The sequence below is a fragment of the Halorubrum ejinorense genome, assembly GCF_055389685.1.
Genome location: NZ_AP043777.1, coordinates 761,657 through 788,098, shown reverse-complemented (window position 1 = coordinate 788,098; position 26,442 = coordinate 761,657). Strand labels below are relative to the sequence as shown.

Annotated in this window: 26 protein-coding genes and 1 other RNA gene; 7 read left to right on the top strand and 20 right to left on the bottom strand. The window is 68.2% G+C overall.

What is annotated here, in order from left to right; translation table 11 throughout:
• Positions 1–45: 45 nt before the first annotated feature.
• Together ACZ5KW_RS04895 and ACZ5KW_RS04890 are read right to left on the bottom strand one after the other, a co-directional pair.
• Positions 46–624: a hypothetical protein gene (locus tag ACZ5KW_RS04895; RefSeq protein ID WP_343775888.1), complete on the bottom strand. Its 579-nt coding sequence runs from the start codon at positions 622–624 to the stop codon at positions 46–48.
• Positions 625–731: 107 nt separating this feature from the next.
• Positions 732–1,310, bottom strand: coding sequence for a cysteine hydrolase family protein (locus ACZ5KW_RS04890; RefSeq protein ID WP_343775890.1), 579 nt, complete (start codon positions 1,308–1,310; stop codon positions 732–734).
• 135 nt (positions 1,311–1,445) lie between these two features.
• Between ACZ5KW_RS04890 and ACZ5KW_RS04885 the strand changes: the two genes are divergently transcribed.
• Together ACZ5KW_RS04885 and ACZ5KW_RS04880 are read left to right on the top strand one after the other, a co-directional pair.
• Complete coding sequence (locus tag ACZ5KW_RS04885; protein WP_343775892.1) at positions 1,446–3,215, top strand: Hvo_1808 family surface protein; 1,770 nt, start codon at positions 1,446–1,448, stop codon at positions 3,213–3,215.
• 89 nt (positions 3,216–3,304) lie between these two features.
• The gene (locus tag ACZ5KW_RS04880; RefSeq protein ID WP_343775894.1) at positions 3,305–4,462 is read left to right on the top strand and encodes a nicotinate phosphoribosyltransferase; all 1,158 of its coding nucleotides are present in this window, start codon (positions 3,305–3,307) and stop codon (positions 4,460–4,462) included.
• A 78-nt stretch (positions 4,463–4,540) separates the two neighbouring features.
• Here the strand turns inward: ACZ5KW_RS04880 and ACZ5KW_RS04875 are convergent, their stop codons facing one another.
• Complete coding sequence (locus ACZ5KW_RS04875) at positions 4,541–5,143, bottom strand: TIGR00296 family protein (protein WP_343775896.1); 603 nt, start codon at positions 5,141–5,143, stop codon at positions 4,541–4,543.
• 129 nt (positions 5,144–5,272) lie between these two features.
• On the opposite strand from ACZ5KW_RS04875, the gene rnpB reads away from it, so the two are divergent.
• An RNA gene (gene rnpB / locus ACZ5KW_RS04870) (RNase P RNA component) lies at positions 5,273–5,674 on the top strand.
• Positions 5,675–6,094: 420 nt separating this feature from the next.
• On the opposite strand, the gene htpX is transcribed toward rnpB, so the two are convergent.
• Positions 6,095–6,964: a zinc metalloprotease HtpX gene (htpX, locus tag ACZ5KW_RS04865; RefSeq protein ID WP_343775900.1), complete on the bottom strand. Its 870-nt coding sequence runs from the start codon at positions 6,962–6,964 to the stop codon at positions 6,095–6,097.
• A gap of 109 nt (positions 6,965–7,073) precedes the next feature.
• Here htpX and ACZ5KW_RS04860 point away from each other — a divergent pair, with 109 nt between their 5' ends.
• Positions 7,074–8,012 (top strand): NAD-dependent epimerase/dehydratase family protein, encoded by a 939-nt coding sequence (locus tag ACZ5KW_RS04860; protein WP_343775903.1) that lies wholly within the window; start codon positions 7,074–7,076, stop codon positions 8,010–8,012.
• A gap of 23 nt (positions 8,013–8,035) precedes the next feature.
• Here ACZ5KW_RS04860 and flaJ read toward each other — a convergent pair whose 3' ends face one another.
• The 10 genes from flaJ to ACZ5KW_RS04810 form a co-directional block, all read right to left on the bottom strand.
• Entirely contained in the window at positions 8,036–9,772 is a 1,737-nt protein-coding gene (gene flaJ / locus ACZ5KW_RS04855) for an archaellar assembly protein FlaJ (protein WP_343775905.1), read from the bottom strand.
• 46 nt (positions 9,773–9,818) lie between these two features.
• On the bottom strand, positions 9,819–11,492 hold the full coding sequence (locus tag ACZ5KW_RS04850; protein ID WP_343775908.1) for a type II/IV secretion system ATPase subunit: 1,674 nt from the start codon (positions 11,490–11,492) through the stop codon (positions 9,819–9,821).
• Positions 11,493–11,562: 70 nt separating this feature from the next.
• Entirely contained in the window at positions 11,563–12,312 is a 750-nt protein-coding gene (gene arlH / locus ACZ5KW_RS04845) for an archaellum protein ArlH (protein ID WP_343775911.1), read from the bottom strand.
• A 1-nt stretch (position 12,313) separates the two neighbouring features.
• Positions 12,314–12,808: an archaellum stator protein ArlG gene (gene arlG, locus ACZ5KW_RS04840; RefSeq protein WP_343775913.1), complete on the bottom strand. Its 495-nt coding sequence runs from the start codon at positions 12,806–12,808 to the stop codon at positions 12,314–12,316.
• A complete protein-coding gene (arlF, locus tag ACZ5KW_RS04835) occupies positions 12,809–13,282 on the bottom strand; it encodes an archaellum stator protein ArlF (protein ID WP_343775915.1) in 474 nt (157 codons plus the stop codon). It lies immediately after the preceding gene.
• The gene (locus ACZ5KW_RS04830; protein WP_343775917.1) at positions 13,272–15,143 is read right to left on the bottom strand and encodes a FlaD/FlaE family flagellar protein; all 1,872 of its coding nucleotides are present in this window, start codon (positions 15,141–15,143) and stop codon (positions 13,272–13,274) included. Before ACZ5KW_RS04830 ends, arlF begins: the two co-directional genes overlap by 11 nt.
• 215 nt (positions 15,144–15,358) lie before the next feature.
• Positions 15,359–15,946, bottom strand: a complete 588-nt coding sequence (locus tag ACZ5KW_RS04825) for a chemotaxis protein CheD (RefSeq protein ID WP_343775920.1) — start codon at positions 15,944–15,946, stop codon at positions 15,359–15,361.
• Positions 15,943–17,145 carry a chemotaxis protein CheC gene (locus ACZ5KW_RS04820; RefSeq protein ID WP_343775922.1) on the bottom strand — a complete coding sequence of 401 codons (1,203 nt, stop codon included), beginning with the start codon at positions 17,143–17,145 and terminating at the stop codon, positions 15,943–15,945. Before ACZ5KW_RS04820 ends, ACZ5KW_RS04825 begins: the two co-directional genes overlap by 4 nt.
• Positions 17,145–17,501 (bottom strand): chemotaxis protein CheY, encoded by a 357-nt coding sequence (gene cheY, locus ACZ5KW_RS04815; protein ID WP_004597560.1) that lies wholly within the window; start codon positions 17,499–17,501, stop codon positions 17,145–17,147. The genes ACZ5KW_RS04820 and cheY overlap by 1 nt, the downstream gene beginning before the upstream one ends.
• Before the next feature lie 165 nt (positions 17,502–17,666).
• The gene (locus tag ACZ5KW_RS04810) at positions 17,667–20,009 is read right to left on the bottom strand and encodes a BGTF surface domain-containing protein (RefSeq protein ID WP_343775926.1); all 2,343 of its coding nucleotides are present in this window, start codon (positions 20,007–20,009) and stop codon (positions 17,667–17,669) included.
• A gap of 207 nt (positions 20,010–20,216) precedes the next feature.
• On the opposite strand from ACZ5KW_RS04810, the gene ACZ5KW_RS04805 reads away from it, so the two are divergent.
• Complete coding sequence (locus tag ACZ5KW_RS04805; protein WP_343775929.1) at positions 20,217–20,669, top strand: zinc ribbon domain-containing protein; 453 nt, start codon at positions 20,217–20,219, stop codon at positions 20,667–20,669.
• Between the two features lie 21 nt (positions 20,670–20,690).
• Here the strand turns inward: ACZ5KW_RS04805 and ACZ5KW_RS04800 are convergent, their stop codons facing one another.
• From ACZ5KW_RS04800 to ACZ5KW_RS04780, 5 genes are all read right to left on the bottom strand, one after another.
• Positions 20,691–21,440: a DUF7500 family protein gene (locus tag ACZ5KW_RS04800; protein ID WP_343775932.1), complete on the bottom strand. Its 750-nt coding sequence runs from the start codon at positions 21,438–21,440 to the stop codon at positions 20,691–20,693.
• A gap of 81 nt (positions 21,441–21,521) precedes the next feature.
• Positions 21,522–22,172 carry an archaellin/type IV pilin N-terminal domain-containing protein gene (locus ACZ5KW_RS04795; protein WP_343775935.1) on the bottom strand — a complete coding sequence of 217 codons (651 nt, stop codon included), beginning with the start codon at positions 22,170–22,172 and terminating at the stop codon, positions 21,522–21,524.
• A 2-nt stretch (positions 22,173–22,174) separates the two neighbouring features.
• Positions 22,175–22,765, bottom strand: coding sequence for an archaellin/type IV pilin N-terminal domain-containing protein (locus ACZ5KW_RS04790; protein WP_343775938.1), 591 nt, complete (start codon positions 22,763–22,765; stop codon positions 22,175–22,177).
• A gap of 314 nt (positions 22,766–23,079) precedes the next feature.
• Positions 23,080–23,670, bottom strand: a complete 591-nt coding sequence (locus ACZ5KW_RS04785) for an SHOCT domain-containing protein (protein ID WP_343775940.1) — start codon at positions 23,668–23,670, stop codon at positions 23,080–23,082.
• Between the two features lie 288 nt (positions 23,671–23,958).
• Complete coding sequence (locus tag ACZ5KW_RS04780) at positions 23,959–24,297, bottom strand: hypothetical protein (RefSeq protein ID WP_343775943.1); 339 nt, start codon at positions 24,295–24,297, stop codon at positions 23,959–23,961.
• A gap of 184 nt (positions 24,298–24,481) precedes the next feature.
• Here ACZ5KW_RS04780 and ACZ5KW_RS04775 point away from each other — a divergent pair, with 184 nt between their 5' ends.
• A complete protein-coding gene (locus tag ACZ5KW_RS04775; RefSeq protein WP_343775946.1) occupies positions 24,482–24,820 on the top strand; it encodes a helix-turn-helix domain-containing protein in 339 nt (112 codons plus the stop codon).
• Between the two features lie 75 nt (positions 24,821–24,895).
• On the opposite strand, the gene ACZ5KW_RS04770 is transcribed toward ACZ5KW_RS04775, so the two are convergent.
• Positions 24,896–25,627: an RAD55 family ATPase gene (locus ACZ5KW_RS04770; RefSeq protein ID WP_343775948.1), complete on the bottom strand. Its 732-nt coding sequence runs from the start codon at positions 25,625–25,627 to the stop codon at positions 24,896–24,898.
• A gap of 144 nt (positions 25,628–25,771) precedes the next feature.
• On the opposite strand from ACZ5KW_RS04770, the gene ACZ5KW_RS04765 reads away from it, so the two are divergent.
• Positions 25,772–26,335: a HalX domain-containing protein gene (locus tag ACZ5KW_RS04765; RefSeq protein ID WP_343775951.1), complete on the top strand. Its 564-nt coding sequence runs from the start codon at positions 25,772–25,774 to the stop codon at positions 26,333–26,335.
• Positions 26,336–26,442 lie beyond the last annotated feature (107 nt).

Here is a 26,442-nt window from a genome sequence, read left to right as displayed (position 1 = left end):
CAGTCGGCGAGCGCGCCGCGGATCAGTTGTCAAGCGCGCCGCCGATCAGTTGTCGGCCAGTCGGTCGTAGACGGACCGAGCGACCGACTCCTCGCCGAACGGGAACGTCAGCACGCCGCCCCACTCGGAGTCGGTGAGCGCGTCGACCGTCTCGCGGTCGAGTTCGACGCGCCGGACCTCGGTCCCGTCGAGCGTCATCGACACCACGAACGCCGCCGGATCGTCGGTCGCGCCGGCGTCTTCGAGTCGGCTCCGGAAGGACTCGATGCCCGCGTCGGAGAGCGCGGCGTAGACGAGGTACTCGTCGTTCTCGGTGAACACGCCCTCGACGCGGTCGAGGTCGCTCGCGTCGAACAGGCGGCGATCGGTGTCGTCGTCCCCGGTCAGTCGCGCCACGAAGGGCGCGTCGGGGTCGACGGCGACCGATCCCGTCCCGGAACCGTCGGTCCCGCCACCGGCGCCGTCGGTCGACCCTGCGCCGCCGTCCGTCGGTCCCGGGCCGTCGCCGAGGAGGCCGGGGACCGACTCGCCGTCCGACACCGTCGTCGCGCCGGCGAAGCCGACGGCGCCGACGGCACAGGCCGCGCCGAGACCCCCGAGTATGCCCCGTCGAGAGATGTCCATACCCGGCGGTCGTGACGAGCGGCAAAAAGGGTTACACGCCGATTGACACGCGTGATAATCGCGGTCGAGGGACGGGATCTCGGGGACCGACAGTGGAGCGGCCGCGACTACGCCGAACCGAAGCCGACCGCGTCGCGGGTCGCCGTCTCGCCGAACAGCCAGTCCGCGTGGTCGACCGCGTACTCGCGGTGGTCCTCGGTGATGTAGCCGAGCGCGTCCTCGACGACGACGGGGCGGTAGTCGCGGAGCCCCGCGCTGCCCGCGGTGTGGAGGACGCAGACGTTCGCGAGCGTGCCGCAGATCAGCAGGTCGGAGATCCCGTGTGCGTCGAGATACCCCTCCAGATCGGTCTGATAGAAGGCGTCGTAGGTGTGCTTCTCGACGACGTGGTCGCCGTCGCGCACGTCGAGGTCGGCGACGAGTTCGGCGTCCCACGACCCCTCGACGACGTGTTCGCCCCAGCGGTCGAACTCGTCGTAGTAGTGAGCGTCCGCGAACTGCTCGGGCGGGTGAACGTCGCGGGTGTAGACGACCGACGCGCCGGCCTCGCGGGCGCGGTCGACGAGCGCCGTCACGGGCTCGACCGCCGCCTCGCTCGGCTCGGCGTAGAGGCTCCCGTCGGGGTGACAGAACCCGTTTTGCATGTCGACGACGATCACCGCGGTCTCGGTCGGGTCGAACGCCATGCCGCGAGTTGGAGCGCGCTCGGCAAAAACCGTCGCCCCGCCGCGGGCGGAGCGGCGGACCGACCGGAAAAATCCGCCGGCCGCGGCGGTGAAGGAACCGACAAACTACTTATCTGCGCGTCCGGTACGATTCCCATGCGACGGGTTCTCACCCCCTCGACCGCGGCCGCAGTCGTCGCCGCGGTCGCCGTCCTGTGTGTCGCGTTCACCGCCGGCGTCGCGGCCGCGCCGGACGCCGGGCCGCCGGGCGCGGAAGGAGGTACCCTCCCCTCCGCCTCCGCCGAGGAGTGCGGGCCCGGAGACGGCACCGAGCTGGTCGGGTGCTGGAACGGGACGCACTACGAGGACTCGCTGTCGTTCGAGCAGTCCGACGGGCTCAACGAGACGCAGCTGTCGGCGCTGACCGACCTCACGATGGCGCGGGTCGAACACGTCCGGCAGCGGCCGTTCAAGGAGGACGTGCCGGTCGAGACGGTCTCGCGGAGCGAGTACGCCAACGACACCGCGGGCGGGGGGAACGGCTCCGAGGCGTTCCGCCGCTGGAACGACCAGGTGTGGGAGGCGCTGTTCGTCGTCGGCGACGAGACGAACGCTAACGACGAGATCGACTCCGTGTTCGGCGGCGCGGTCTCCGGCTTCTACTCGCCGTCGAGAGACGAGATCGTCATCGTCGTCCCCGACGGCGAGTCGCCCGACATCGACCCCTCCACGCTCGCGCACGAGCTGCTCCACGCGATGCAAGACCAGTACCACGACCTCACGAGACCGCGGTACGTCGGCGTGACCCAAGACGGCGACCTCGCGGTCGACGGCATCGTCGAGGGCGAGGCGGTCCACGTCGAGGAGCGGTACGCCGCTCGCTGCGCGGACAACTGGACCTGCGTCGAGGCGCCCGCGAGCGGCGGGGGCGGGGGTGGCGGCGGGACGCCGGACTACAACTTCGGCATCCTCCAGACCGTCCTCCAGCCGTACGGCGACGGCGCGCTCTACGTCCGCGAACTCGTCGACGAGGGCGGGTGGGCCGCCGTCAACGAGACGATGAACGACCCGCCCGAGTCGACCGCGGAGGTCATCCACCGGGATCCGGACTACGAGGAGGGCAACGTCACGTTCGAGGACGCGGCGACCGGCGGCTGGGAGACGTATCCGAACCAGGGCGTCGACGGCGCGGAGACCGCGGGCGAGGCGTCGATGTTCGTGATGTTCTGGTACCAGAGCGCCGGCGTCCAGTTCGACAGCGGCTACGAGTATTCGATCCTCGAACCCGACCGGTCCGTCGGCGCGAACTTCAACGTCCACCTCCGGACCGACGCCGAACTCCGGACGCGGGCGACCTACAACTACGCGCACCCCGTGACGGACGGCTGGGCCGGCGACGAGCTGTACCCCTATCGGAACGGCGACCGCGACGGCTACGTCTGGGCGACGGAGTGGCAGACGCGAGAGGACGCGGCGGCGTTCCGGGACGCGTACGTCCGCATGCTGAGCGCCCACGGCGACGGTGGCTACGAGGACGGGACCGTGTACGTCATCGACGAAGAGAGCGACTTCCCCGGCGCGTACGGCGTCGAGCGAGACGGGACGAGCGTGACCGTGACCCATGCGCCCTCCCCCGAGGGCGTCCTCGAACTGCGGCCGGACGCCGACCTGACGCTGCCGGACGCGGACGACGGGACCGGGGGCGACGGCGGGAGTGAAGACGGAACTGACGGGTCCGACGGCGACGGGTCCGACGGCGGCGGAACTGACGGCGACGGAACCGACGGCGACGGGTCCGACGGCGAGAACGGGACCAACGACTCCGAGACCGACGGGACCGCCGGGAGCGCTCCCGGGTTCGGCGTCGGCGCGGCGCTCGTCGCCCTCGTCGCCGCGCTGGGGCTGTTCGCGCGGCGGGCGAGGTAGCCCGGCGCCCGTCGGGAGGCGGGTCGACCGGTACCGAACCGGTCGAGGCGACACGGGTGGCTTTTCGTTCCGGCGGTCGAAGGCGACCCATGAGCGAGTTCGACATCGTCGACGCGGCCGCGATCCGAGAGGGCCGCGCGACCGACGCGTACTTCGAGCGGACCGAGGCGGCGCTGGAGGCGGCGGGTCGAAACCCCCGCGTCGTCGCCGAGGTGACCGCCGACCAGTTCCCCGACGGTGAGTTCGAGCTGTTCGCCGGCCTCGGCGACGCCGTCGAACTGCTCGCCGGCCGCGACGTCGACGTGGACGCGGTCCCGGAGGGCCGCCTGTTCGACGGGGGCCCGGTGATGCGGATAGAGGGGCCGTACCTCTCGTTCGCGCGGCTGGAGACGTCGCTGCTCGGCTTCCTCTCGCACGCGTCCGGCATGGCGACCGCGGCGCTCGACTGTCGGGTCGCGGCCCCCGAGTCGCAGATCCTCTCGTTCGGCGCGCGCCACGTCCACCCGGCGATGACGGCGGCCGTCGAGCGGTCGGCGCTCGTGGCCGGCTTCGACGGCTTCTCGCACGTCGCCGCCGGGGAGCTGATCGGCCGCGAGGCGGCCGGCACGATGCCGCACGCGCTCGCCATCTGCTTCGGCCGCGGCGAACAGGAGGCCGCCTGGCGCGCCTTCGACGCCGGCGCGCCCGAGGACGTGCCGCGGATCGCGCTGTGTGACACCTACTCCGACGAGGTCGACGAGGTGCTCCGCGCGGTGGAGGCGCTCGGCGACGACCTCGACGGCGTCCGCCTCGACACGACCGGCTCGCGGCGCGGCGACTTCCGGCACATCGTCCGCGAGGTCGGGTGGGAGCTCGACGCGCGCGGCCACGAGGACGTCGACGTGTACGTCTCCGGCGGGCTCGGTCCGGCGGACCTCCGCGAGCTGCGCGACGTGGTCGACGGGTTCGGCGTCGGCGGCCACGTCTCGAACGCGGACCCCGTCGACTTCGCGCTCGACATCGTCACCGTCGACGGCGAACCGGCGGCCAAGCGAGGGAAGCTCTCTGGCGCGAAGTCGGTGTACCGCACCGCGGACGGCGCCCACGCGGTCGGTCTGGCTGACCGTCGGGCCCCCGACGACGCCGAGTCGCTCATGGAGCCGGTGATCCGCGACGGCGAGGTGGTCGCCGCGGACGCGTTCGACCTGTCGGCCGCGACGGAGCGAGCGCTCGCGGACGCGGAGGCCGTGGGATACGGCGAACACTGAGCGGCGAGAGTCCAGCAGCGGGACTGAGCAGTGAGAACTGTGCGGCGAGGATCGAACAGCGGGAATCGGACGGTCGGACTACAGCTCTTCGACCGCGCCGCCGTCGGCGCGCTCTCGGAAGACCTGGCCCTCGATGAGCGTCACCATGGTGTCCTCCTCCTGCCACGCGGTGGGCGAGAGCTTCGCCTTCCGGCAGGTGCGCGAGAGGAACTCCGCGCCGGACCAGCCGTTCTCGACGGGGACCGTCGGGTAGAGCCAGCCGTGCGCGTTGCCGCTGTCGACGGCGACGCCGTGGGTGCCGATTTCGAGGTCTTCGAGCGGGTCGTTGGTGAGGACGGTGTTCGAGACGACGAACACCGAGACGGTGATGTTGTCGAGCTCCTTCGGCTCCACCTCGGAGCCACAGGAGTCGCCGGAGGCCGCCTTGATGGCGGCCTCGACGATGGCGTGGCCCAGCTGATCGGAGGTCTCCCACGCGCCGGCGCACCCCCGGAGGCGGCCGCGTCCGCGGGTGGACTGGAGCCGGACGAAGGCGCCGGTGCGGGCGTAGAACGCCTCGCGCATGCTGCCCGGTTGTTCACGTTGTCCGTGTCGGACGAACGACTCGACCGCCTCCCGCGCGAGTTCGACCGCTCGTGCACCGTCGTCGTACGACAGCTGAACGGTCTGAGCCTCGGACATGAGAGACTATTACAGTGCTGACGACTTGAACGCTTCCCTTGTGGCACCGCTCTCGCGGCGTTCGCGGTGTCCCGCTGAGTACGCCCCCGACCGAACCGCTTATTCGCCGGTGGGCGCAAGGCCGAACCGGACAGAGGGAGCCCGACTCCCGTGCCTCTGGCATGAGGAAAGTCCCCCCACCGGCCGGACGGGCGACCGGGCACACGCCCGGAGTCGGAGACGGCTGGCTCTGGAACAGCAACGACACCCCCCGCCCCGACCGATGACGCGCGCGCGGTCGCCTCGGCGACCGACGGCGTTCGCGGGGTCACCCGCGGACGCGCGAACCGACCCGCAAGGGGAGGGAGTTAACCCGCAGAGGGCGCGTGGCTTCGCCGCGTTAGCGCGGCGTTACCGCGTTACAGACGGGCGGGAACGGATGGAACGGCGAATCCTCGCCGGTGCAAGTCCGCGCCACAAGGTAGTCCGGCCGCGGCGCGGACGCTCAGCCGAATGTCGGGACGAACCGAAGGGGGCTTACTCCCCTCAGTCCGCTCGAACCGGCGAGCGGCGCGACTATCTTGTGATCTCCATAAACCGAACTGCGGTGGCGCGTGCCTGCGAGCGGCCGCCATCGGCGGCCGCGAGGAGCACGCGCGAGGGACGCCGCGAGCGACCGGCGGGAGCGAGCGGCGAGGCTGGGGAGGTGTGAGGTCCTGTGCGGGGTGGGACTCGAAGGGGCAGCCGCGAGGGCGGCGTACGCTCGCTGCGCTCCTCGTCGCTCGTTTCACTCGCTCCTGTGGCGCTTACGTCGCCTGCCCCGCCCTCGCGGCTGGGGCTTCGGGAGGTGTTCATCACTGATCTGCCCTCAAGAATTTATAAGTGAGTAACTGGGGCCTCGACGGTCTTCATTACCGACCCGCTCTCAACGACGCAGAAACAGCCAGTTAAAAATCGCCATATGAATCCGTCTCAGGCCGTCTCCATCTCCTTTTCGAGGTCGCGGAGCTTCTCGATCCGGCGCTCCGTCGACGGGTGCGTCGAGGCGATGCGACCGACGAAGCCGGCCTTGATCGGGATGATGAAGAACGCGTTCATCTCCGCCTCCTCGCGGAGGTCCTCCTTGGGGACCTTGTCCATCCGGCCGTCGATCGTCATCAGCGCCGAGGCGAGCGCGCCGGGCTTCCCGGTGATGAGCGCCGCGCCGCGGTCCGCGGAGTACTCGCGGTAGCGCGAGAGCGCGCGGATGAGCAGGAACGAGATCACCCACACGACGATCGACACGAGGATCGCGACGATGACGGGCGCGCCCTGCCGGTTGTCGCCGCTGAAGAGCCACCCCCACCGCACGATGAAGAAGGCGATGGTGGAGAGGAACGAGGCGATGGTCATCACCATCACGTCGCGGTTCTTCACGTGCGCGAGCTCGTGGGCGAGCACGCCGTCGAGTTCGTCCTCGTCTAAGCTCTCGAGCAGGCCGGTCGTCACCGCGACGGTGGCGTTCTTCCGGTTCCGGCCGGTCGCGAACGCGTTCGGCACCTGCGTGTTGGCGACCGCGATCGCCGGCTTCGGGAGGTCCGCCTGCTGGCACAGCCGCTCGACCCGGCGGTGGAGGTCCGGGTACTCGTCGGCGGTCACTTCGCGGGCGCCCATGCTCCGCAGCGCCAGTTTGTCGCTGAAGAAGTACTGCGCGACCGAGAACCCGCCGAGCATGATCAGCGGGAAGAGGAAGTCGCCGAAGTACAGCGTCAGCGCTCCGACGAACACGACGTAGAGGGCGAACAGGAGGAACATCGTGAACGCCATCCGTCCACGGAGTCCCCAGTCTGTCTTCCAGTCCATGACTCAGGGTTACCGTTCAGCGCGTTAAAGCCTGCCGGAGGGCACGCCGTCCCGCGCTCACGGCCGGCGAGTGCGGTGCGTTTTTGCCCGGCGACGCCGACGCCGACGCATGGAAACGGTACTCGTCACCGGGGGACGCGGCGCCTCCGGGCGCTGGATCGTCGACCGGCTCGCCGGCGACTACGAGGTCGTCGTCGTCGACTACGACCATCCGGGCCTCGGCGTCGACCCCGCGCCGCACGTCTCGTTCCGCGCGGCGGACCTCGCCGAGCGCGACCAAGCCCTCGACGTCGTCACCGCCGTCGACCCCGACGCGGTCGTCCACTGGGCGGCGATCCCCGTCGCCGGAACCCACCCCGAAGGGCGGGTGTTCGAGACGAACGCGCTCGCCGCGAAACACGTCCTCGACGCCGCGGGCCGGGCCGACGCCCGGATCGTTCAGGCCTCTAGCGACGGGGCCTACGGCTTCTTCTTCGCCGACCCCACGCCCGTCCCGGACGAGCTACCGATCACCGAGGACCACCCGCTCCGGCCGGAGGACCCGTACGGCCTCTCGAAGGTAACCGCGGAGGCGGCGGCGGGCGCGGTCGCGCGCCGCCACGACGTGTCGGCGGTCTCGGTCCGGCCGTCGTGGATCCAGTACCCGGGCGAGTACGCCTGCCGCGACGAGGCGTACGTCGACGACCTCGACGCCGGCGCCGGCAACTTCTGGTCGTACGTCGACGCCCGCGACGTGGCCGACCTCGTCGCGGCCGCGCTCGCGGAGACGGCCGGGCCGGACCCGGCCGTGCCCGCGGGGGCCCACGAGGCGGTCAACTGCGTCGCGGCCGACAACGCGCTCGGCCGACCCCTGCTCGACCTCCTGCGCGAGTCGTACGGGCCGCTCCCGGACGACTGCGCGGTCGACGGGGGCGCGCTCGCCGAGGGAGACGACCGCGGCGCGTACGCCGTTACGAAGGCGAAGGAGCTGTTCGGGTGGGCGCCGACGCACTCGTGGCGCGACGCGGCCGAGGAGGACGTCGCCGAGCCGTCGCTCGTCGCGGAGTAGCCCGGGACCCGGCGGCGGACCGCTCAGATCGACAGGATCGCGTTGACGAGCGTCCGCGTCGCGATGGCGGTGACCGAGCCGAGCCACGTCAGGAGGACGAAGTGTATGTAGCCGTTCGCGGGGTTGCCGCCGTCGATCCGGCGGATCATCTGCGAGGAGAGCGCCGCGTTGAACAGGACGACGGTGAGGAGGAGGTACTCGATGAGCGGGATGTCGTAGGCGCCCGGGTAGACGATCTGCGCCATGTCCATCTGGTCGAGCCCGAAGTCCGCGGTCAGGTCGGCGAGGATGGCGACGACCTCCAGACCGATGAAGAAGGCGAACGTCGCCGCCGCGGTGATCCCGTAGAGCAGTCCGATGAACGTCATCGCCGCCTGCCGCCGCTGTTCGCGCAGCTGGTTGACGGCGTTCATGTTCTTCGAGATCAGCTCGCCGAGCATCTTCGGATCCCCGCCCATCCGTCGCCCGACGAGGTACATCTCGGAGAACTTCTGGATGAGGTACGACCGCGTGTCTCGCGTGAACGAACGCCACGCCCCCTCGGTGCTGATCCGCATGTTGAGCCGCCGGTAGAGCCGTTCGATGGACGCGGAGAGCTTGCCGAAGTTCTTGTCGCGGAGCGTCGTCAGCACGTCGGTGGTCGTCGACTGCTTCGCGCTCTCGGTCGCGCCCAGCGCGCGGACGAACGACGGGAACTCGCCGTCGCGGGCCGTGATCGCCTGCTCCTCGCTCCGGAGGGTGACGCCGGTGATGATGAGCGGCGAGATGGGGACCGCGAGGTACAGCGGGAGCCGCACGTCGTCGATGAAAAAGAGGAGCCCCGGCAGTCCGGGGCCGTACCCGAACATCCCGGCGGCCGTGATGCCGATGAGCAGGAACGAGAGCCCGCCGCCGGCGATGAGCGACCCCCACAGCTTCAGGTCGCCCGGCGCGCGCTCGTCCGGGTGGTACCAGATCGGGTCGTACGGCGAGGTCGCGCGGATCATCGCGTAGAAGCCGAGTTGGACGAACACGAACAGCACGATGACGGCCGCGACCGTCGCGGTCGGGTCGTTGCCGGTGAGGATCGGTAAGACGACGGCGAACACCAGCGCGAACGTCATCGAGAGGATCATGGACATGTACAGGTCCTTCATGACCTCCAGGTTCGAGAGCGCGGACTCGTAGCGGGTCTCGTACTGCGCCAGCATGACGTCCTGCTCGGAGACGAGGAACTCCTGAAGCGACTGCCCCGCGCCCATCGTGTAGCCGAGGCGGTCGAAGAAGTCGGCCATCGCGTCGGACGGGACCTCCTCGGCCCGACGGCGACAGGCGTCGTCGAGGCTCTGGTTCCACGTGTCGACGAGGTGGACGACGCGACCGATCTCCTCGGCGGCGACGCCGTACTCCTCCTGTTTCGCCAGCGTCCGGAACACCTCCATGCGGTCGATGTTCGTCGTCGACAACACCGTCATGTGCGTCATCACGAGGTGCAGCTGGTTGTCGATCTTCGTCTCCAGACTGGAGAGGTAGATCTTCGGGTAGATGACCGCCGCAAAGAGGATGAGCCCGCCGAACATCGGGATGGGGACGCGGGCGGCGAAGGGAAGCGGGAGCGCGACCAGCCCGACGACGCTCGCGAGGAACACGAGGAGAGCCGGGAGCAACACCAGCCCGACGTACTTCCGCTTGGATATGTCGAGCTGCTCGTACGACTCCATGACGTCGGAGGTCAGCCTGGCCGCGGTCGCGAGCCCGTCGCCCATCTGTTTCACGGCCATCGTCAGCGTCCCTCCGTCGCCGCGGTGGATGCGTCGCCGGGCATGGTCACATCGTGTTCCGGTGCATGTCGAAGGGGAGGCCCTCGACGCCGTCGCGCTGGAAGGAGTTGATCGCGTCGTTGACCTCGTGGTAGCCCAGAATCCCCTCCTGGATCATCCGTTCGATGAGCTCGGCGCGGAACTCCAGATCGTCGTAGATGTCGCGGGTGTCGGCGTAGCCGAGCAGGGTCGCGATCTGTTCTTCCAACACGTAGGAGTTGTTCATCCCTTGGAAGACGATCTCGTCTTCGACGGGGTCCCAGCTGAACACCTCGCGGGTGACGACCCCCTCCATCTCCTTGGAGTACCCCTCGATCTCCTGAACGCTCGTCACCCGACGCAGGACCTGATCGCCCTGTTTCACCCGGTTCTGGAACAGCGCCACGTCGGCGTTGTCCATGAACGTCTCGGGGACGTTGATCGGCTCGGAGGTGAACCGCTGGATCATCGAGACGATGTCCGAGGCGTGGAACGTCAGCATGACCGGGTGACCCGTCTGGGCCGCCTGGAACGCCATGCGCCCCTCGGCGCCGCGGACCTCGCCCACGATGATGTAGTCGGGGCGCGACCGCAGCGCCGCGGCGACCAGGTCGAACATGTCCACGTCGGAGGAGCCCTCGTCGCCGCCCTCGCGGGTCAACAGCTGCTGCCACGTGTTGTGCGGCGGGATGACCTCGGCGGTGTCCTCCGCGGTGTAGATCTTCGAGTCGTCAGGGATGTACGAGAGGATGGCGTTCAGCGTCGTGGTCTTCCCGGACGCCGTCTCTCCGACGACGAACACCGTCTGCTCGTTCTCTAAACAGAGCCAGAGGTACGCCGCGAGCTGCGGCGAGAGCGTCCCCCAGTTGGTGATCTGGTTGATCGACAGCGGCACCTCGTCGCCCTGCCGGATCGTGAGCGAGGAGCCCTTCAGGGAGACGTCGTCGGAGTAGATGATGTTGATACGAGAGCCGTCCGGCAGGGTGGAGTCGACGATGGGGTCCGAGTCGGAGAGCGGGTCGCCCATCCGCTCGCCCATGTTTCGCAGCCAGTTGTCGAACTCCTGTGGCGTCCCGAAGTCGACGGTCGTCTCCAGCATGCCGAAGGTGCCGTGGTCGACGTGACACTCCTTGGGGCCGATGACGTGAATGTCCTCGTTCGCCGGGTCGCGCATCACCGGTTCCAGCGGGCCGAGTCCGACGATGTCGCGGTTGAGCCGGTATCGGATGTTCTCGTAGGTCTCCTCGGTGACCGACAGCTTGCCGAAGTTCTTCAGCTTCGAGAGGCCGCGACGCCACCCGCTGGAGGTGTCGTCGACGTGGGTCACTTCCTCTAACAGCTCCTCGATGAGGTCGTCGTACTCGGCCTCGTTCTCCGGGGCGGTGTGCTGGCCGCTGGCGGTGAGCAGCCGGTTTTTCACCTCGTTGAGTATCTCCGCCTGCGGCCCGGTGACCTCCGGTTCGATGGCGTAGTACTTCGTGTCCTGCCCGAGGTCGCCGTAGATGTGGCTGTAGATGGGGCCGCCGACGGGGTAGATGACGTTCGGGCGGTTCGACTCGTACTCGTCTTTCGGCTCCTCGATGTACTGCGGGAACTCGCCCGTGATCTGTTTGAACTCGCGGAGGTGTTCCCGGAGGTGCGGCCGACGCATGGCTGCCTTCCGGAGCTCCTCCGACGGTTGGGCGGTGCCGTGTTCGGTCATGTCCTCGCCTGCGTCGCCGTGTGTGGTCGCAGTCCGCGCGTGCGGACCGACTGTGCGTTTCGGCGCATGGTTACGCGACGCTGCGGCTCTCTATCACGATACCGGTTCCGGAGCGGACCGAGAACCCGATCGTGTCGCCGACCTGTTCGCCCATGCCGGCGAACCGCTTCACGTTGATCTGTCGGCGGATGTCGTTGCCGACCTCGATCATCTCCAGCTGGAGGAACACGTCCGCGATAGACCGGAAGGGCCCGATCGCGTCGTCGTCGACCGCGGAGGGGTCGACGGTGAGCACCACCACCTTGCCCTGCGAGATGATCTCGCGGAAGAAGGAGATGATCTCGAGGGCGGCCTGTCGCTCCTCGTTTTTCCGGACCAAGGCCTCGAACGTGGGGTCGTTCCGGAAGATGGCGTCGAACGTGTCGAGGAACACCACGTCGGAGTTCCACATCGCCTCGGCGTTCATCAGCCGCTTGAGCAGCTCCTTGCGCTCGCCGTCGCCGTCGGAGAAGGCGCCGCCGGAGTCGAAGTCGGCGTGGAGGAAGAGCAGCTCCTCTTTGAGGAGCGGCTTCACCATGTCGTACTCAAGCGAGTGCATCTGGTCGATGAACCCGCGGACGGTGAGCTCGGTGGACATCATCGTCACCGACGCGCCCTCCTGAACGAGCCCGTAGGCGAACCGCTGGGAGATGGCGCTTTTCCCGGCCCCGTAGTCGCCCTCCATGAGGACGATGCTCCCGCGCGGGATGCCGCCACCGAGCTCCTTGTTGAGCCGGTCGCGCTCGCCGAGGCCGATCGAGAGGAGGTTGTCGTGGGGCATCTCAGTTACCCCCCTCCACCCGGAACTGGAAGAGTTCCTCGTCGCCGTTCACCGAGAGGAACACGCGGTGGTCGCCGTCGGCGAGCCCCCCGGACCCGTCGATCTGGTTGGTGTCGATCGTGAGCCGGAGCACGTCGCCGCGGCCCCACGCGTTCGCGTTGTCCGCGGAGACGAGCTCCCCGGAGATCGCGTCCGGACGGACGTACGCGCCGTCGAAGACCACGTCGAGGTCCGACCCGTCGGGCGCCAACCGATACGTCCCGGTGTTCTTTATGAGGAGCGTGACGTTCTGGTCGCCGCTCGCGTTGTACACCCCCGCGCTCGGGTCCGAGATGATCGTCACGTCGGTCCGCAGCTGTTCCGTCGCGTCGAGTCCGGCGTCGTCGACGGCGGCGCTCACCCGGTCGACGCCGGTGGTGATCGTGCCGACGACGCCGGCGGCGATCACCAGACTGGCGATGAACAGGATGAGGTGAGAGACGGGAACGCTGGCCATCTATCCGCTCACCTCCGTCACGGTCGCGGCGTCGCGGACGCCGGACTCGACCACGAGGACGACGCGCGTGCCGTCGCCGATCGTCGTGGTCGTGTTCCCCTGATCCACCCGCACCGTGAGCGTCTCGTCTCCGAGCCAGAGCGCGGTGTCGGCGTCACCGTCGACGATCGTATCAGCGTTCGCCCCGCCCACGTCGACGTACTCGTTGCCCACGACCAGCGTCGCGTCGTCGGCGACGAGCCCGAGGGAACCCTCGTTCGTGGCGTTGATCGTGAGGATTTCGGTCGACGTGTCGAACGTCGCGTTCGTCACCCTGAAGTCGGTGTTCTGGCGCTCGAGCGCGCGCTCGTTGACGCCCTGCTGGGCGTCGGAGACGCGGTCGAGCCCGTTGGCCGCCACGGGGTAAAACGTCGTGAACGCGAAGAACAGCCCCGCGACGATGATGGCCGTGGACGCGGAGACGCTAACGCCCATCTCCCCACCCTCCGTCGGCCGGATCGGCGCGGTCGGAACGGGGATTCGGGTCGTTCATCGGTCGGGTGGAACCGTTCCGGTCGCGTCGGTCGTCGCGGTGGCCGTCGCGATCGTGTCCCGCGTCGCCGCGGTCCGCCGCGTCGTCGTGGTCCGCGCCGTTGGTGCGTCGTTCGCTGGCGTCGGGCGCGTCTCGGCGGCCGGAGGCCCCGTGACCGTTCCGGTCCGAAGCCGGCCGGTCGCTGCGGCCGTTGCGCCGGGAGTCGGCCCGGTCGTGCCGGCGAGCGGGCTGGCGGCGGCCGCCGGTCGGCGGGCTGCCGCCGACGAGCGAGCCGCCGGCGAGATCGTCCCAGCGGTCCAGAAGCACGGTGTGGCTGTTGGTGCCGTTGAGCTGGGTCACGTACCGGAGGCTACGGGTGTGGTGCTCGCGGACGAGCCGGTCGGTGCCCGGCCGGTCGACGAGGTTGCGGTCGATGGTGCCGAACCCGGACAGGAAATCGCGGAGCCGCGCCGCGGCGTCGGGTCCGATCCACTCGATCCGCTCGTAGTAGTTGATGGCGCGCACCGCGTCGGTGACGTCGCTCTCGGAGACGAGGAACTCCAGCCACTCCATCACGAGGAGGTCGCCGACGTAGTCGCCGGGGAGCTCGGTGAGGTACGGCTTCCCGCGCCCGCGGCTTCCGGAGAGGTCGTCCTCGCCGACGTACTCGAAGCCGCCGGACGCCTCGGCGGGGTCGCCGCCGGGGCGCCGGTCCGGTTCGGGCTCCGGATCGGGGTCGGCCGGCTCGTCGAAGCCGTCGTCTTCGACGCCACCGCCGAGCGCGTCGTCCTCGAAGCCGTCGTCGGCTCCGAGACCGTCGTCGCCGAGCTCGTCGTCGAACGAGTCCGTTTCGTCGCCGGGGGCGTCGAACGAGTCGTCCCCGTCGTCGAACGGGTCGTCGTCCGCCGTCTCCTCGCCCTCCTCGGCCCAGTCGGCCTCCCCGGAGTCGTACTCTTCTTTCAGTTCGCTGAAGCTCTTTCCGTCTTCGTTCATATCGTCTCCGTCGTCCGCCGTTTCGGTCTCGGACGCGGCGTCGTCCGTGCTGTCGTCGTCCGGTTCGTCGAACTCGTCGTCGAGGTCGTCGAACTCGTCGTCGAGGTCGTCGAACTCGTCGTCATCGTCGAGGTCGTCGAACTCGTCGTCGCCCTCGTCGAGGTCGTCGAAGCCGCCGTCGTCCTCTTCGTCGAGGAGGTCGTCGTCGAAGAACCCGTCCGCGTCCGCGTTGGCGACGTCCTCGTCGAGGTCTTCCTCCTCTTCGCCCTCTTCGTCGTCGAAGATGCCGAACGAGCCCTCGCCGCCGCCGGCGACGTTGTCGAAGCCGCCGGAGTCGTCGACGAACGGATTGATGCCGCGGGTGACCATCTCGTAGATGTCGAGCAGGTTGCGGACGTCCTCCTCGATGTCGTCGACGGCGTTCGAGATCTCCTCGTTCTCGGAGCGGACCGTCGAGACGGTCGAGGAGAGCGACGCGACCTCGTTTTCCAGCTCGTCGAGCCGGTTCTCGAGCTCGTCGGTGGCCGCGCCGCCGCCGCCACCGCCGCCGCCGTCGTCGAACTCGTCGTCCCACTCGTCCATGCCGTCGAAGTCGTCGAAGCCGTCTCCGCCGTCGCCACCGCCACCGCCCATGCCGCCGCCACCGCCCATCCCTCCGCCGCCCATATCGCCGCCGAAGGGATCGTCGTTACCATCCATACCACCGGAACCGTCGTCGTCGGATCCGTCGTCGTCGAGGAACCTGTCGAGGACGCTCGCACCGACGAGCCCCAGCGTGGCGACTGCCCAGGCGGCGGTTGGAGCTCCCCACACCGGTAGTTCGAGGCCCATTATCGTCTACCACCCGCAGAACCCACTTCAATTCACCCCTCAAAATATCAACCGTGAGAAAGCACGCCACGAACGCGAACCCCTCCCGAGTCGGGGAGGCGGGCGGAAACGAGACCGCTTAGAGGCGTTTAGCGCGGTCAAGCGGACCGGAAATCAGCTGACGGTCGCCCACCGGGAACTCCGACGAGACGCCCGTCACCGGTTCCGGCCTCGGGTCAGATCGACCGCTCGAACCCGTCCGCGGCTCGGACGACGAGCCGACCGTCGGGACCGAACCGAACCGTTCGCCCGACCGTGTCGCCCACGTCGCTGGCGACGATCGGGATGTCCGCCGCGTCGAGCACTTCGCCGACCCGCTCGACGTTTCGGGGACCGACCGCGTCGGTGAGATCGAGCATCTCGGCGCCGCCGGCGACGCGCGCCTTCAGCCGCCTCGGCTCCGCGCCGGCGTCGTCGAGCGCGCCGATCAGCGAGTCGACCCCGGTGTCGACGTACTTCCCGGGACGCGAGACCGCAGTTGTCTGTCCCTGACCCGTGGGGAGCATGGCGTGAAGGAGCCCGCGGACGCCCGCTCGCTCGTCGACGAGCGCGACCGCGACACAGGAGCCGAGCCCGCTCGTCGTCAGGGTCGCGTCGTCGCTCGTGATCGCGAGTTCGCCAACGCCCACCTTGATCCGACCGCGATCGTCGCCCGCCGGCCCGCCGGTGACGGCGGTCGGCTCCGCGTCGGTCACCGCGCTCCCGCCGCTCGTTGTTCCCTCCGACGGGTCGTCCGGTCGGTCGTCGGAGATCGGGTGGGTCACGACTCCGAGAGTCTATCGAGCGCGCGGGCCAGTTCGCGCTCGTCGGGGAGCGCGTACACGTCACACCGTGCCTGAATGCCCTCGGTCCGGATCGCGGTGTCGATCACGAACCCGTAGTCCTGCCGCTCGCTCAGCTTCGCGACCAGGGGGCTGATCGTCGACGCGCCGATGTCGTGGACGAACTCGGGCGGCGAGTGGGTAATGGTCGTGCCGAGCACGTTCGCCCAGCCGTCGATGAACCCGCTCGTCATCACGTTTCCGAGTTCACAGAGCGCGTTCTCGGCCATCTCCCCGAGCGGCTCGTCCGTCTCCATCGGGAGCATCGCGTCGGCGACGGCCGCCGCCGAGGACTCCTCGAAGAGGATGGCGAGGTAGCCGCTCGGCTCCCCCTGGAGCTCGAACACCGTCCCCGCGTGCGGTTCGGTGCCGACCTCCGCGGGCACGTCGGCGAGCGGGACGAACCGGAGCCGGCTCACGTCGACGCTCGTCTCCAGCCCGGTCATCATCGCGATGTTGTCGGCGGCGTTCGCCGACCCGCGCTTCGCCAGCGACGAGAACGTCGACAGCGAGTCGTAGGGTACCGCCGTGCTGGCGGTGCCGTCGTTGGACGCCGCGCCGGGCGCGTCGCCGGCCGCCGCGGCGGGCGCCGTCTTGCCGACGATGAGGTCGCGGAACGGGCCCGAGTCGGGCAGCATGTAGATGGAGAAGTCGAGGTCCGTCGTCGTCGCGTCGAGCCGGCTCTCGAAGAGGAACACGCCGTCACCGGCGAGCGCGCCGTCCGGCAGTACCGCCGCGCCGTCGGCCTCGAAGTACCGCGGTGGAGACATGTCTATCGCCGCGCCGAGGTAGTTCGCCCAGCCGTCGAGGAAGCCGCCGAGCGCGATGTTGCCGACCTCCGTCACCGCGCTCCGCTCCATCGACTGACCGCCGGGGAGCAGCGAGAGCAGGGCGTCGGCGTTGACGGCGTCGAACGCGAGGACCGCCTCGCCGTCTAACCCGCCGCGGAGCCCGACGCTCACGCCGATGGACTCCCGGCCCGCGAACGACTCCGCGAGGTCCTCGCCGCTGGCGACGCTCGCGCCCGTCACCTCGACGGCCAGATCCGTCCCGGTGAGGTCCGAGAGCGCCCCGGCGGCTTGTTTCGCCCCCTGTTCCGCGAGACGGTTACAGGCGCCGAGCGCGCGGACGTCGACCCGCATTATACCGCCGAACCGATGGCGTCGAGCACGTTTGGTTTCTGGAACGGCTTCGTGATGTATCCCTCCGCGCCCGCCTTAATCGCCGCCTTCATCTTCTCCTCCTGCCCGACGCTGGTACACATGATCACCGTCGCGTCGGGGTTCTCCTCTAAGATCTCCGTCGTCGCCTCGATCCCGTCGCGGATCGGCATCACGATGTCCATCATCACGAGGTCCGGCCCGTGTTCTTCGTACATGTTGACCGCTTCGACGCCGTTTTCAGCCTCTCCGACGATCTCGAACTCCCCTTCGAGGATCTCCCGGAGGAGGTTCCGCATGAACTCCGAGTCGTCGGCGATGAGCACCCGCGTAGCCATTGTTATCTCAAGGGGGGTACAGCGACCACTTAATCGCTCCCCCGCGGTTCTCACGGTTGAGAACTCACGGACGGAGCGCGGGAACTGCCGCGCGCTCGAAGCGACGGTCGCGCCCGGTCGTCTCGGGCGCCGAGAAGTGTTCGCGGCGGCCACGCCGCGGAGGTGTCACACCCAGTGGCCGAGGAGATGGACGGCGCCGACGAGGACCGTGCCGCCGAAGGCTTCACGGGTGCCGAACGGGAGCGGAATCATCCCCACGTCGTCGGCCGAATCGTCCGCGGGAGCGTCGCCGCCCGTCGTGTCGTCCGATCCTCCCTCGCCGTCGGAGTCCTGTGTCGAGTTCGACTCGCCGTCCGAGCCCGATCCGGAGCCGTCCCCGTCGCGCGAGTCGGAGCCCGCGCCGTCGTCGGTCCCGTTTCCGCTCACGTCCGTACCGTTTCCGCTGCCGCCGGTATCGGTCCCGTTGTCCGTGCCATCGGAAGCCTCGCCCTCGTCGTCATCGAGCGTCGTCTTCGCCGGATCGGCCTCGACGACGAGGGTCCCGTTGTGGGTGTCGTCGTCGAGGCTGAGCGTGAACGGATAGGTTCCGGGGTCGAGGTCGGCCGTCACGGAGCCGAAGTCGAACGTTCGGGACTCGTTCGGCGCGAGGCGCACCCCCCACGAGCCGGTCGCGCTACCGTTGGCGACGCCGAGGGTGAGTTCCCCCTCCCCGGCGAGCCCGCCCGTGTTGCGTGCGGTGACCCGGATCGACGAGAGGTTCCGGTCCTCGGTGACCGTGACGTTCTCCGGGGCGTCGTCGATCACCAACCGGTCCGGGTTGTCGGTGTCGCCGACGACCACGACCGTCCGGCTGTCCCGGAGCGTGGACCCCTCGTGTAGCTCGTAGTTCAGACGGGTCCCGGGCGACACGCCGTCGAGGCCGGCGTCGATCGTGAAGTTACCGTTCGAGATCTCGAGCGGCGACTCGGTGCGGAAGGGGGCGTCGGACGCGTCGTTCACGAGCGTCGCCGACAGCTCCCGCACCGGCAGCAGCGACGTCGTCCCCGTGATGCGTCCGTCCTCGGCCGCGACGAGTAGCTCGCCGTCGTCGGTGACGGCGTCGTACCGGAGGTACCGTTCCGCGACGGTGAACGTCGCCTCGGCGCGCACCGTGCTATCGGCCGTCTCCCAGTACGGGAACTGAGCGGCGTCACCGGGTCCTGACGTTGGATTGAAGGCCGCCGGCGGCTCCCTATCGTCCGCGAATGCGTACCGCTTGCCTTCCGTCCCCTCCAGCGCGAACTCGACGGCGAACTCGTCGCCCGGCTCGGGCGGCTCGGTGAAGTGGTCGCCGTCGCTCGTGTCGATCACGAGATAGAAGCGACCGGGGGCGTCGGGAGTCTCCAGCTCAGTCGCGTCTGCGATGAAGAGCCTGACATCCTCGGGGTCAGCGCGCGAGATGTCGAGCTCCGCCGCCGGTTGGTTCCGGCCGGGGTTCGTCTCTCTGACCCGGAGCGACACGCCCTCGTCGGCCGAGAGGAGATCGTCTAGAACGTCGGGGTCCACCTCCTGGCCCGGCTCCAGTTCCTCCTCGGCGAAGTGCGACAGCGCGCCCCAGATTCCGGTCGACTCGAACCCGAGGACGACCCGGTTCCCCTTCGTCACCGCAGTGCGGTCGAGGCCGTTCTCTCGGAGGGCCGAGAGCGATTCGGTCTCGGATTCCTCGTCGAGGGCGCTCGGGTCGATGCTGGTGAACACCTCGACGTCGTCGTGGAGCGTCGGCTTCTCTAACACGAGGTCCGCCTGGTCCGCGACCTCGGTCGGCGTCACCACGCCCGAATCGTCCACGACGAACGTCCCGTTGGTGATCGCGAGCCGGTAGCGCTGCGGGACGAGCGGGCGAGCGAGTCCGCCGGCGCCGGTCGCGCTCGAGAGTTCGGAGAGGTTCTCGGCGACGAGGTTCCCGTTCTCGTCGCGGAACTCCAAGTCACAGGTCGTGTTCGCGCAGCTTTCCACGTTGGTCGCGTCGGTCCCGATGGTCCGCGTGTTGATCGTCGTCGTCGTCTGGCCGTCGAGTTTGATCACGTCCACGAACCCGACCGACTGGCCCGTGTCGGTGAGTCGGTTCCCACCGATGAGCAGGTATGCCGGCCCGTCGGGGTTTGCGTGCCGAATCTCGACCTGATCGCCCGCGGTGGCGGTGTACGTCTCACGGGAGAATCCGCCGCTGATCTCCGGACGCTCCGCCGGGCCGGCCGAGCCGACCGCCTCGACCGCGACGGGTCCCGTCGACCCCGCGGCGGCCGAAGGAGACGCGAGGGGAGACAGCCCAGCCGCGGCCGGAGCGGTCGCGGCGACGCCGGCGAGCGCGACGAGAAGGGTGAGTCCGATCACCGCGACCTGAAACGTCGACAGCCCGAACGTGGGACCGAATCGAGAGCGCTCGGCGGGGCCGGCCGTTCCGTCGCCGGCGGTCGAGGTTGGGCGTCCGGAGTGCGTGTCGGTCGCGTCGTCGTGTTCCATCGTCATGTGGAGGTGTTCACGGGGGCGGACCGAGAGACGGCCCGCGGTCTGTTGACGAGGACTCCGCGGGTCACCGACTAAAGCGTACCCACCCGATTATCAGGGCCTGTAACGAGAGCGCGGCGAATCGGACCTTTGCGAGAGAATCGCCCGACGTGAGCGGGTCCCTCGGTCCGAAGAATTAAGCCCTACCGGAGCCCGAATCACGGCAGTATGCCATCGTGTCCCCGCTGTGACGCACCGGTCGACGACGACTCGCGGTACTGCGCGCAGTGTGGCGCCCCGCAGACGGAGGACGCGGCGGAGGAGTTAGACGAGTACGTCCAGCGGCAGGCGGAGCAGGTCGCGGGGTCCGGCGGCGGCGGATCGGACGGGGGTGGCTCGGGCGGGAGCGACGCGTTCCCCTCCATGGAGGAGCTCTCGGACCGCGAGCAGCTCTGGCGGCGAGGGTCGTACGTCCTCGGATACGGGACGGTCGTCGTCGCGCTCACGCGGGTCCCGGCCGCGGAGTCGTGGCCGCTGATCCTCGGCGGAATCGCTATCCTGCCGCCGATCCGGCGGCTCACCGCGGAGCCGCTCGGTAGCCCGCTGAAGCGCGAGGTGATGGCGGGAATCTACGCGGTGTTCGCGCTGATCGGTATCGCGCTGTTCGCGCTGTTGGGGTAGCGGGCGAGTCTCTCCCTGTGGTCACTCGATCCTGAACCCGCCCGCGTCCTCGGCGGCGCGAACCAGGTCGCCGATGCTGTCGCTCGCCGAGAGTCCCTGACTCGCCGCGAAGCGTTTTATCATCACCGGCGGGATGTCGACGGTCGTCTCGGAGGCGGCCAGCAGGAGGCCGATCGCTTCCGGGGTCGGCGAGTTCGGTCCGGCGTTCGACGCGAACCACGAGATGAGCGTGTCGAACGTCGCCGTTACGTCGTTCGACACCATCCGCTGTCGGGTGGTGTCACCGTTCGCGTGGAGGGTCGCGTCGATGCCGTAATCGAACCCGTCGCCGTCGAAGGAGTTCGCCAGCCACCGGCTCACCGACTGTCTGTCGAGCGTCTCGGCAGGGGCCCCCGTCCGATCGCGCGGCGCTCCCTGACCGGCGTTGGGCGGAGGCTGCCCACCGCCGACCGGTTGTCCGCCGGAGCGCTGCCCGCCGCCCGGCTGCCCCCGTTCGCCGACGCCGGGACCGGCGGCGCTCGCCCGCGGGTCGTCGCCCGCGGGTCGTCGCTCCGAGGCGTTGGTCGGGTCAGCGGCAGTGAAGCCGGAGTCGTCCGCGGGCGGCGCGCGCTGCTGCCCGCGAGACCGGCCGACGTTGGGCCGGCCGTTCGTTCCGACGACGTAGCGACCGTCTCCGATCTCGACGACGTTCTCATCGTCGGTGAAGTCGAGCTCGTCGGGGTCGGCCGGCAGCGCCTCCGAGTCGGTCGCCGGCTCGTCGTGGTCACTCATGGGTCGTGGTAGCGCGCGCCGTAAAATAGGTGTTGCGGGCGGCCGAGCCGCCGCGAACTGGTTACTGCGCCGTCTGACTCGTCAGAGCCGGACCGCCGCGCCTTCGTTGCTGAACAGGTCAGGAGCAGTCAGTTCGACAGATGTCGTCGCGCCGGACGGCGAAACTATGTCGAGCGACGAGGAGTCGCTTTCGCCGAATGCGGTGGTACCGTCACCGAAGGGTTCGTTGTTCGGGTTGAACACAATGGTGAACGAGTTACTCGAGTTGAGAACTGCCGAGGAGGAGTCGACAAAGCTCCCGGTACTGTTCTCAACCGCGAAGTAACCAGAGTCGATATTGCTAGCGCTCCCAATTCCACTTCCATCCTGATCGAACGTAAGCGTTTCTTGACCATTGGGCCCAACTGCTTGAATAGTCGTCTTGTTCAGGTCAATCTGATCAGCACCCGCAGCACCTGAGACACCAACACGGATGGCGGTGAGATTTTGGGGGTTACCGTTAGAAGTACCCGAGCCCTCAACGATGCCAACCGTGCTCGTCACATCGATCCGTTCAGAAACGAGGTCTGTACTTTCCTGGCCCGTTGCTTCTGCCTGTGACTGAAGGAATCCGGCCGTGTTGATCAGGACGCCGGCCGCGATAGCCGCCACCAGCACCATCGCGATAAACACGATGAGGGTCCCGATCCCCACTTGACCCCGGTCCTCGTTGTTAGTGATAAATTCGAACATTATTACAGCCTCACCGAGTCCTGATCGCTCGTAAGCGTCGTCGGGACGCGGATTTCTTTCGTCGTCGACGCGCCAGATGCCGTTGTGAAGGTGACAGTCAACCGTTCACCGGAACTAAGTTCGTTGTAGTTACTGAAGTCACCGGGCTCAGAGAAGTTCAGGTGAATCGCGGCACGGTCACTGTTGTCCGTGAGGACACCATTGTCGACGTCGAGAACGCTCTCAATATTGGCCTCAAGACTGTCGAGCTGTGTGCTGTTCTGACCCTGCTCACCGATGACCTGAACGGTCGTCTCCTTTAGATCGACCAGCCCCGCGCCGGGAGCCTTCGCGACCACAAACGTGACATTGTCGATTACGTATTCATTACTGACTTCAGTCACGTTCCCGGAGGAACTCACGACCTGAAGCCGGTCGCTCACCTGACTCGTACTTTCTTCGCCCGTTGCTTCCGCCTGCGTCTGGAGGAACCCGGCCGTGTTGATCAGCACGCCGGCGGCGATCGCCGCCACCAGCACCATCGCGATGAACACGATGAGGGTGCCGATCCCCACTTGACCGCGTTGTTCCTCGTCCGTGATTGTCTCGAACATTGGTTGTTTGCGTCGGCCCCCGGCCTGCCCGGCGGGCGTTATCGTTGAAAATGAGGATTTCCTACTTAAGATCACTTGCCCGGTTATCCAAACTGATAAACTCTCCTCGTCTTGCGATTTTTGCTCTATTTTCGGTTCTATAGTTACAGAAAATATCAACGATATTCTCGCTACGATACCAGATCTGGATCTGCCACCGATCGGCGGCGACGGTCCCGAGGATAGCGGATCGGTCGAGGACACGAACAGGCGGCCGGGGCGGACGGGGCTGACAGACAGGAGAGAACGCGAGGCCCTCGCGGTTTCGAGGCGCGTCAGTACTCGCGTTCGCGCGCCTGTGAGTTAGTCCGCTCGGGTCGGGCGTTCGACGCGGACCGGTCGCTGTCGTCGTCCGCGGTCACCAGCCGATCGAGGCGTCGCTCGAACTCCGCGTCCGTGAGCTCGCCCTCCACGTAGCGGTGCTTGAGGCGCTCGATCGGGGACTCAGGGGACGCGCCGGCGTCGGCGGCCCGGGAACACTCGCGGTCCGCCGCAATCCGATCCGCGAGGTAGCCGCCGAGCGCTCCGCTGCCGACGACGTACGCCGCGCCGAAGAGCGTGAGCGCGAGAACACCGACGGTCGCCGCGGGCGACACGGAGGCGGCGACCCAGACCGCGAAGAACGTCAGCGGCAGCGACAACAGCGCGACGAGCGCCCCCGTCACGGCACCGATCCGCGGGCCGCACGGCGCCGGGGACTCGTCGGTCCAAGTTGCCACACCCCCGCCGACCGCGGGTGCGATCAACCCGACGAACGGCAGGACGCTCACGAGCACCGTGACGCCGGCGCCGACGCCGGCACGCGCGGCGAGGTCCGAGAGGCGGGCGATCGTCGACCGGTCGCCGCGGGCGTCGGCGGCGGTCATCGTCGCGGTCCCCGTGGGTCGACGGAGTCAGTTCGACGGCACGGCCGTGGAGTCGAGCGCGCGCTCGCGCCCACAACGCGAACTCGACAGGTATCTGTCATCGCTATCGATAGGGAAGCCGAAAGCAAAAGCGCGTCGGGGAGGGAGGGAGCAACGCCTCGTTCACCGGGTCGCGGGGTCGGGGGAACGGGGAATCTGACGGCAGGGGCCCGAGCGCACGTCCCTGTTCACAGCGCACATCTCTGTTCACAGCGCGCATCCCTGTTCGTTCACAGCGCGCATCCCTGTTCACCGATCACGCAGGCGCGACAGCTCCGACTCGGGAATCACGAACTCCTGCGTGCCGGGCTCGTAGACGGCGAGGCTCCCGGCGACGAGCGCCATCGACGCCGCCATCAGTCCGGTGTTGACGAGGAGAAGCGCCTCGGCGTTGGCGAAGCCGGTTCGGAAGGCGGCCGCGGGGGTCCCGACCGCCGCGACGACGACGAGTCCGAAGCCGACCGCCAGGTACGCCATCGCCGTGCGTCCGGACGACCGGTACGCCGCGATCGCGAACGCGACGAGCGTCGCGCTCGCGCCGGCTAGCACGGTGGTCGTCATCAGATACAACCCCTCGATCATCTCCATACGCAACCTGGTCGGACTTCGATAATAAACCCACGGTGGCGGGTATCAGCGGCGATAACACGACGCCAGACGGGAGCGTAGGCAGCGGTCTCACGGCACCGGGAACGGCCGACGGGAGGGAAGACGGCAGTGTCGCCATCACCGGTATTCTTTTAACCGGCGGAAATCAATCTCGATAACGTGAATGGTGGGGGACGACCTGATTACCGTACTCGGTAACAAATACAACACGGACATCCTGACGGCGACGGGCGACGCGATGTCGGCCCAGGACCTCAGCGACCAGTTGGACGTCCCGATCGCGACGTGTTACCGACGGATCAACGAGTTGGAGGAGGCGGATCTCCTCGAGTTACACGACCGCCCGCTCTCGGACGAACACCGGCGCGTGAAGGTGTACCGCCGGAAGGTCGACGGGGTCGAGGTCGACTTCCGTGACGGGCTCACGGTCGAAGTGGAAGAACGGTCGGCGGTGAAAAACCGGCTCGACGACGTGTGGCGCGACCTCTCCTCGCGAGAGTGAGCGTCCCCGGCGGCGGTCGGTGCGGACCGCGACCGACCGGGGCGACGCGCTCGCGGACTCGGATCGGTCCGCGATTCAAAAGGACGGCTGGTCGTCGGAGCCGCCCATCATCGAGAACCCGCCCGCGCGCTCGTGGACGGTGATCCCTCCCTGTCCGATCTCCATCGGGAAGATGTCGGTGTCGATGTCCTGTTTCCGCATCTTCGCGACCCAGACGTAGCGGTTGACCCCCGAGTCGGTCGGCGTCTGAATGAAGTAGATGTTGCCGTCGGTGAGGAAGTTCTCCAGTCCGACCTCGGTGTCGGGGAAGACGGCGCCCTGCTCGTTGATGAGCAGCGAGGTGAGCCCGTTCGCCTTGAGGATGTCCGAGAACTTGAGCAGGTACGTCCGCTTCTCTTGTTCGGCGTCGAAGAACAGCTGGAACATCGACAGCGAGTCGAGGACGAGGCGGTCGAAATCGCCGTCTTCGATCGTGTCCAGCAGTCGGTCGACCGCCGTCGAGAAGTCGGTCTCGCGGAGCATCTCGCGTTTGTCGAGGATGACGATGTCGCCGTCGTCGACCATCTCGTCGAACCCGTCGAAGCCGACGGACTCGGCCGCGCCGCGGATGTCCGCTTCGTCCTCCTCGAAGGAGACGTACACGCCGCGCTCGTCGTGTTCGGAGACGCCGTGGTGGAGATACTGAATCCCGAAGATGCTCTTGCCGGTACCCGGGTTGCCGGAGACGAGGACCGTCGACCGCTCGGTGATGCCGCCGGTGAGAATGGAGTCGAGCCCCTCGACCCCGGTGGAGACGAGTTCTGACATTCGTCTTCCCTTTGGCGGTCGGAGTATATAAAAGACGGTTGAGCTCGTCGGACGGAGCGACGGCGACAGTTTTATCTCTCGACACGCCGCCCGTTCGTGTATGTCCGGTGAAGCGTGTCCCGTCGTCCACGAGGGTGATCGGCGGTGAGCGACTCGTCGATACTCGTCGTCGAGGACGAGCCCGACATCGCGGCGCTGTACGCCGGCTTCCTCCGAGAGGCGTACGACGTCGACGTCGCCGAGACCGCCGCCGAGGCGATAGACCGGGTCGACGCCGCCGTCGACGTGGTGCTCCTCGATCGCCGGCTTCCGGACGGGAGCGGCGACGACGTCTTAGAACACATCCGCGGGGAGAAGTACGACTGCCGCGTGGCGATGGTCACCGCGGTCGAGCCCGACTTCGACATCATCGACATGGGGTTCGACCTGTACCTCACCAAGCCGGTGAGCCGCTCGAAGCTGCTCGCGGCCATCGAAACCCTCCTGACGCGCAGCGAGTACGACGACCTCATTCAGGAGGCCGCCGCGCTCGCGAGCAAACGCGCGGTGCTGAGCTCGCAGAAGCCGGCCGCACAGCGCGAGGGCAACGAGGCGTACGCCGAACTCGTCGAGCGGTTGGAGGATTTGGACGCCGACATCGACGACCTCGGCGAGTCGCTCTCGACCGACGACTACCGCGCGATGTTCCGCGACCTCGGCGAGGCCTGACGCGACGCCGATCGCCTCGGCGCAGTTCTCCTACTCCCGTTTCGATCGCTTCCGCTCGGCGGCGACTTAGTCGGCGTGTGGTCGGCCGCGGCGACGCTTGAGAACCC

Bases quoted from the DNA above. Each gene is read 5' to 3' on its own strand.
- ACZ5KW_RS04895 (WP_343775888.1), bottom strand. From the start codon at position 624: ATGGACATCTCTCGACGGGGCATACTCGGGGGTCTCGGCGCGGCCTGT.
- ACZ5KW_RS04890 (WP_343775890.1), bottom strand. From the start codon at position 1,310: ATGGCGTTCGACCCGACCGAGACCGCGGTGATCGTCGTCGACATGCAA.
- ACZ5KW_RS04885 (WP_343775892.1), top strand. From the start codon at position 1,446: ATGCGACGGGTTCTCACCCCCTCGACCGCGGCCGCAGTCGTCGCCGCG.
- ACZ5KW_RS04880 (WP_343775894.1), top strand. From the start codon at position 3,305: ATGAGCGAGTTCGACATCGTCGACGCGGCCGCGATCCGAGAGGGCCGC.
- ACZ5KW_RS04875 (WP_343775896.1), bottom strand. From the start codon at position 5,143: ATGTCCGAGGCTCAGACCGTTCAGCTGTCGTACGACGACGGTGCACGA.
- htpX (WP_343775900.1), bottom strand. From the start codon at position 6,964: ATGGACTGGAAGACAGACTGGGGACTCCGTGGACGGATGGCGTTCACG.
- ACZ5KW_RS04860 (WP_343775903.1), top strand. From the start codon at position 7,074: ATGGAAACGGTACTCGTCACCGGGGGACGCGGCGCCTCCGGGCGCTGG.
- flaJ (WP_343775905.1), bottom strand. From the start codon at position 9,772: ATGGCCGTGAAACAGATGGGCGACGGGCTCGCGACCGCGGCCAGGCTG.
- ACZ5KW_RS04850 (WP_343775908.1), bottom strand. From the start codon at position 11,492: ATGACCGAACACGGCACCGCCCAACCGTCGGAGGAGCTCCGGAAGGCA.
- arlH (WP_343775911.1), bottom strand. From the start codon at position 12,312: ATGCCCCACGACAACCTCCTCTCGATCGGCCTCGGCGAGCGCGACCGG.
- arlG (WP_343775913.1), bottom strand. From the start codon at position 12,808: ATGGCCAGCGTTCCCGTCTCTCACCTCATCCTGTTCATCGCCAGTCTG.
- arlF (WP_343775915.1), bottom strand. From the start codon at position 13,282: ATGGGCGTTAGCGTCTCCGCGTCCACGGCCATCATCGTCGCGGGGCTG.
- ACZ5KW_RS04830 (WP_343775917.1), bottom strand. From the start codon at position 15,143: ATGGGCCTCGAACTACCGGTGTGGGGAGCTCCAACCGCCGCCTGGGCA.
- ACZ5KW_RS04820 (WP_343775922.1), bottom strand. From the start codon at position 17,145: ATGCGGGTCGACGTCCGCGCGCTCGGCGCCTGTAACCGTCTCGCGGAA.
- cheY (WP_004597560.1), bottom strand. From the start codon at position 17,501: ATGGCTACGCGGGTGCTCATCGCCGACGACTCGGAGTTCATGCGGAAC.
- ACZ5KW_RS04810 (WP_343775926.1), bottom strand. From the start codon at position 20,009: ATGACGATGGAACACGACGACGCGACCGACACGCACTCCGGACGCCCA.
- ACZ5KW_RS04805 (WP_343775929.1), top strand. From the start codon at position 20,217: ATGCCATCGTGTCCCCGCTGTGACGCACCGGTCGACGACGACTCGCGG.
- ACZ5KW_RS04800 (WP_343775932.1), bottom strand. From the start codon at position 21,440: ATGAGTGACCACGACGAGCCGGCGACCGACTCGGAGGCGCTGCCGGCC.
- ACZ5KW_RS04795 (WP_343775935.1), bottom strand. From the start codon at position 22,172: ATGTTCGAATTTATCACTAACAACGAGGACCGGGGTCAAGTGGGGATC.
- ACZ5KW_RS04790 (WP_343775938.1), bottom strand. From the start codon at position 22,765: ATGTTCGAGACAATCACGGACGAGGAACAACGCGGTCAAGTGGGGATC.
- ACZ5KW_RS04785 (WP_343775940.1), bottom strand. From the start codon at position 23,670: ATGACCGCCGCCGACGCCCGCGGCGACCGGTCGACGATCGCCCGCCTC.
- ACZ5KW_RS04780 (WP_343775943.1), bottom strand. From the start codon at position 24,297: ATGGAGATGATCGAGGGGTTGTATCTGATGACGACCACCGTGCTAGCC.
- ACZ5KW_RS04775 (WP_343775946.1), top strand. From the start codon at position 24,482: ATGGTGGGGGACGACCTGATTACCGTACTCGGTAACAAATACAACACG.
- ACZ5KW_RS04770 (WP_343775948.1), bottom strand. From the start codon at position 25,627: ATGTCAGAACTCGTCTCCACCGGGGTCGAGGGGCTCGACTCCATTCTC.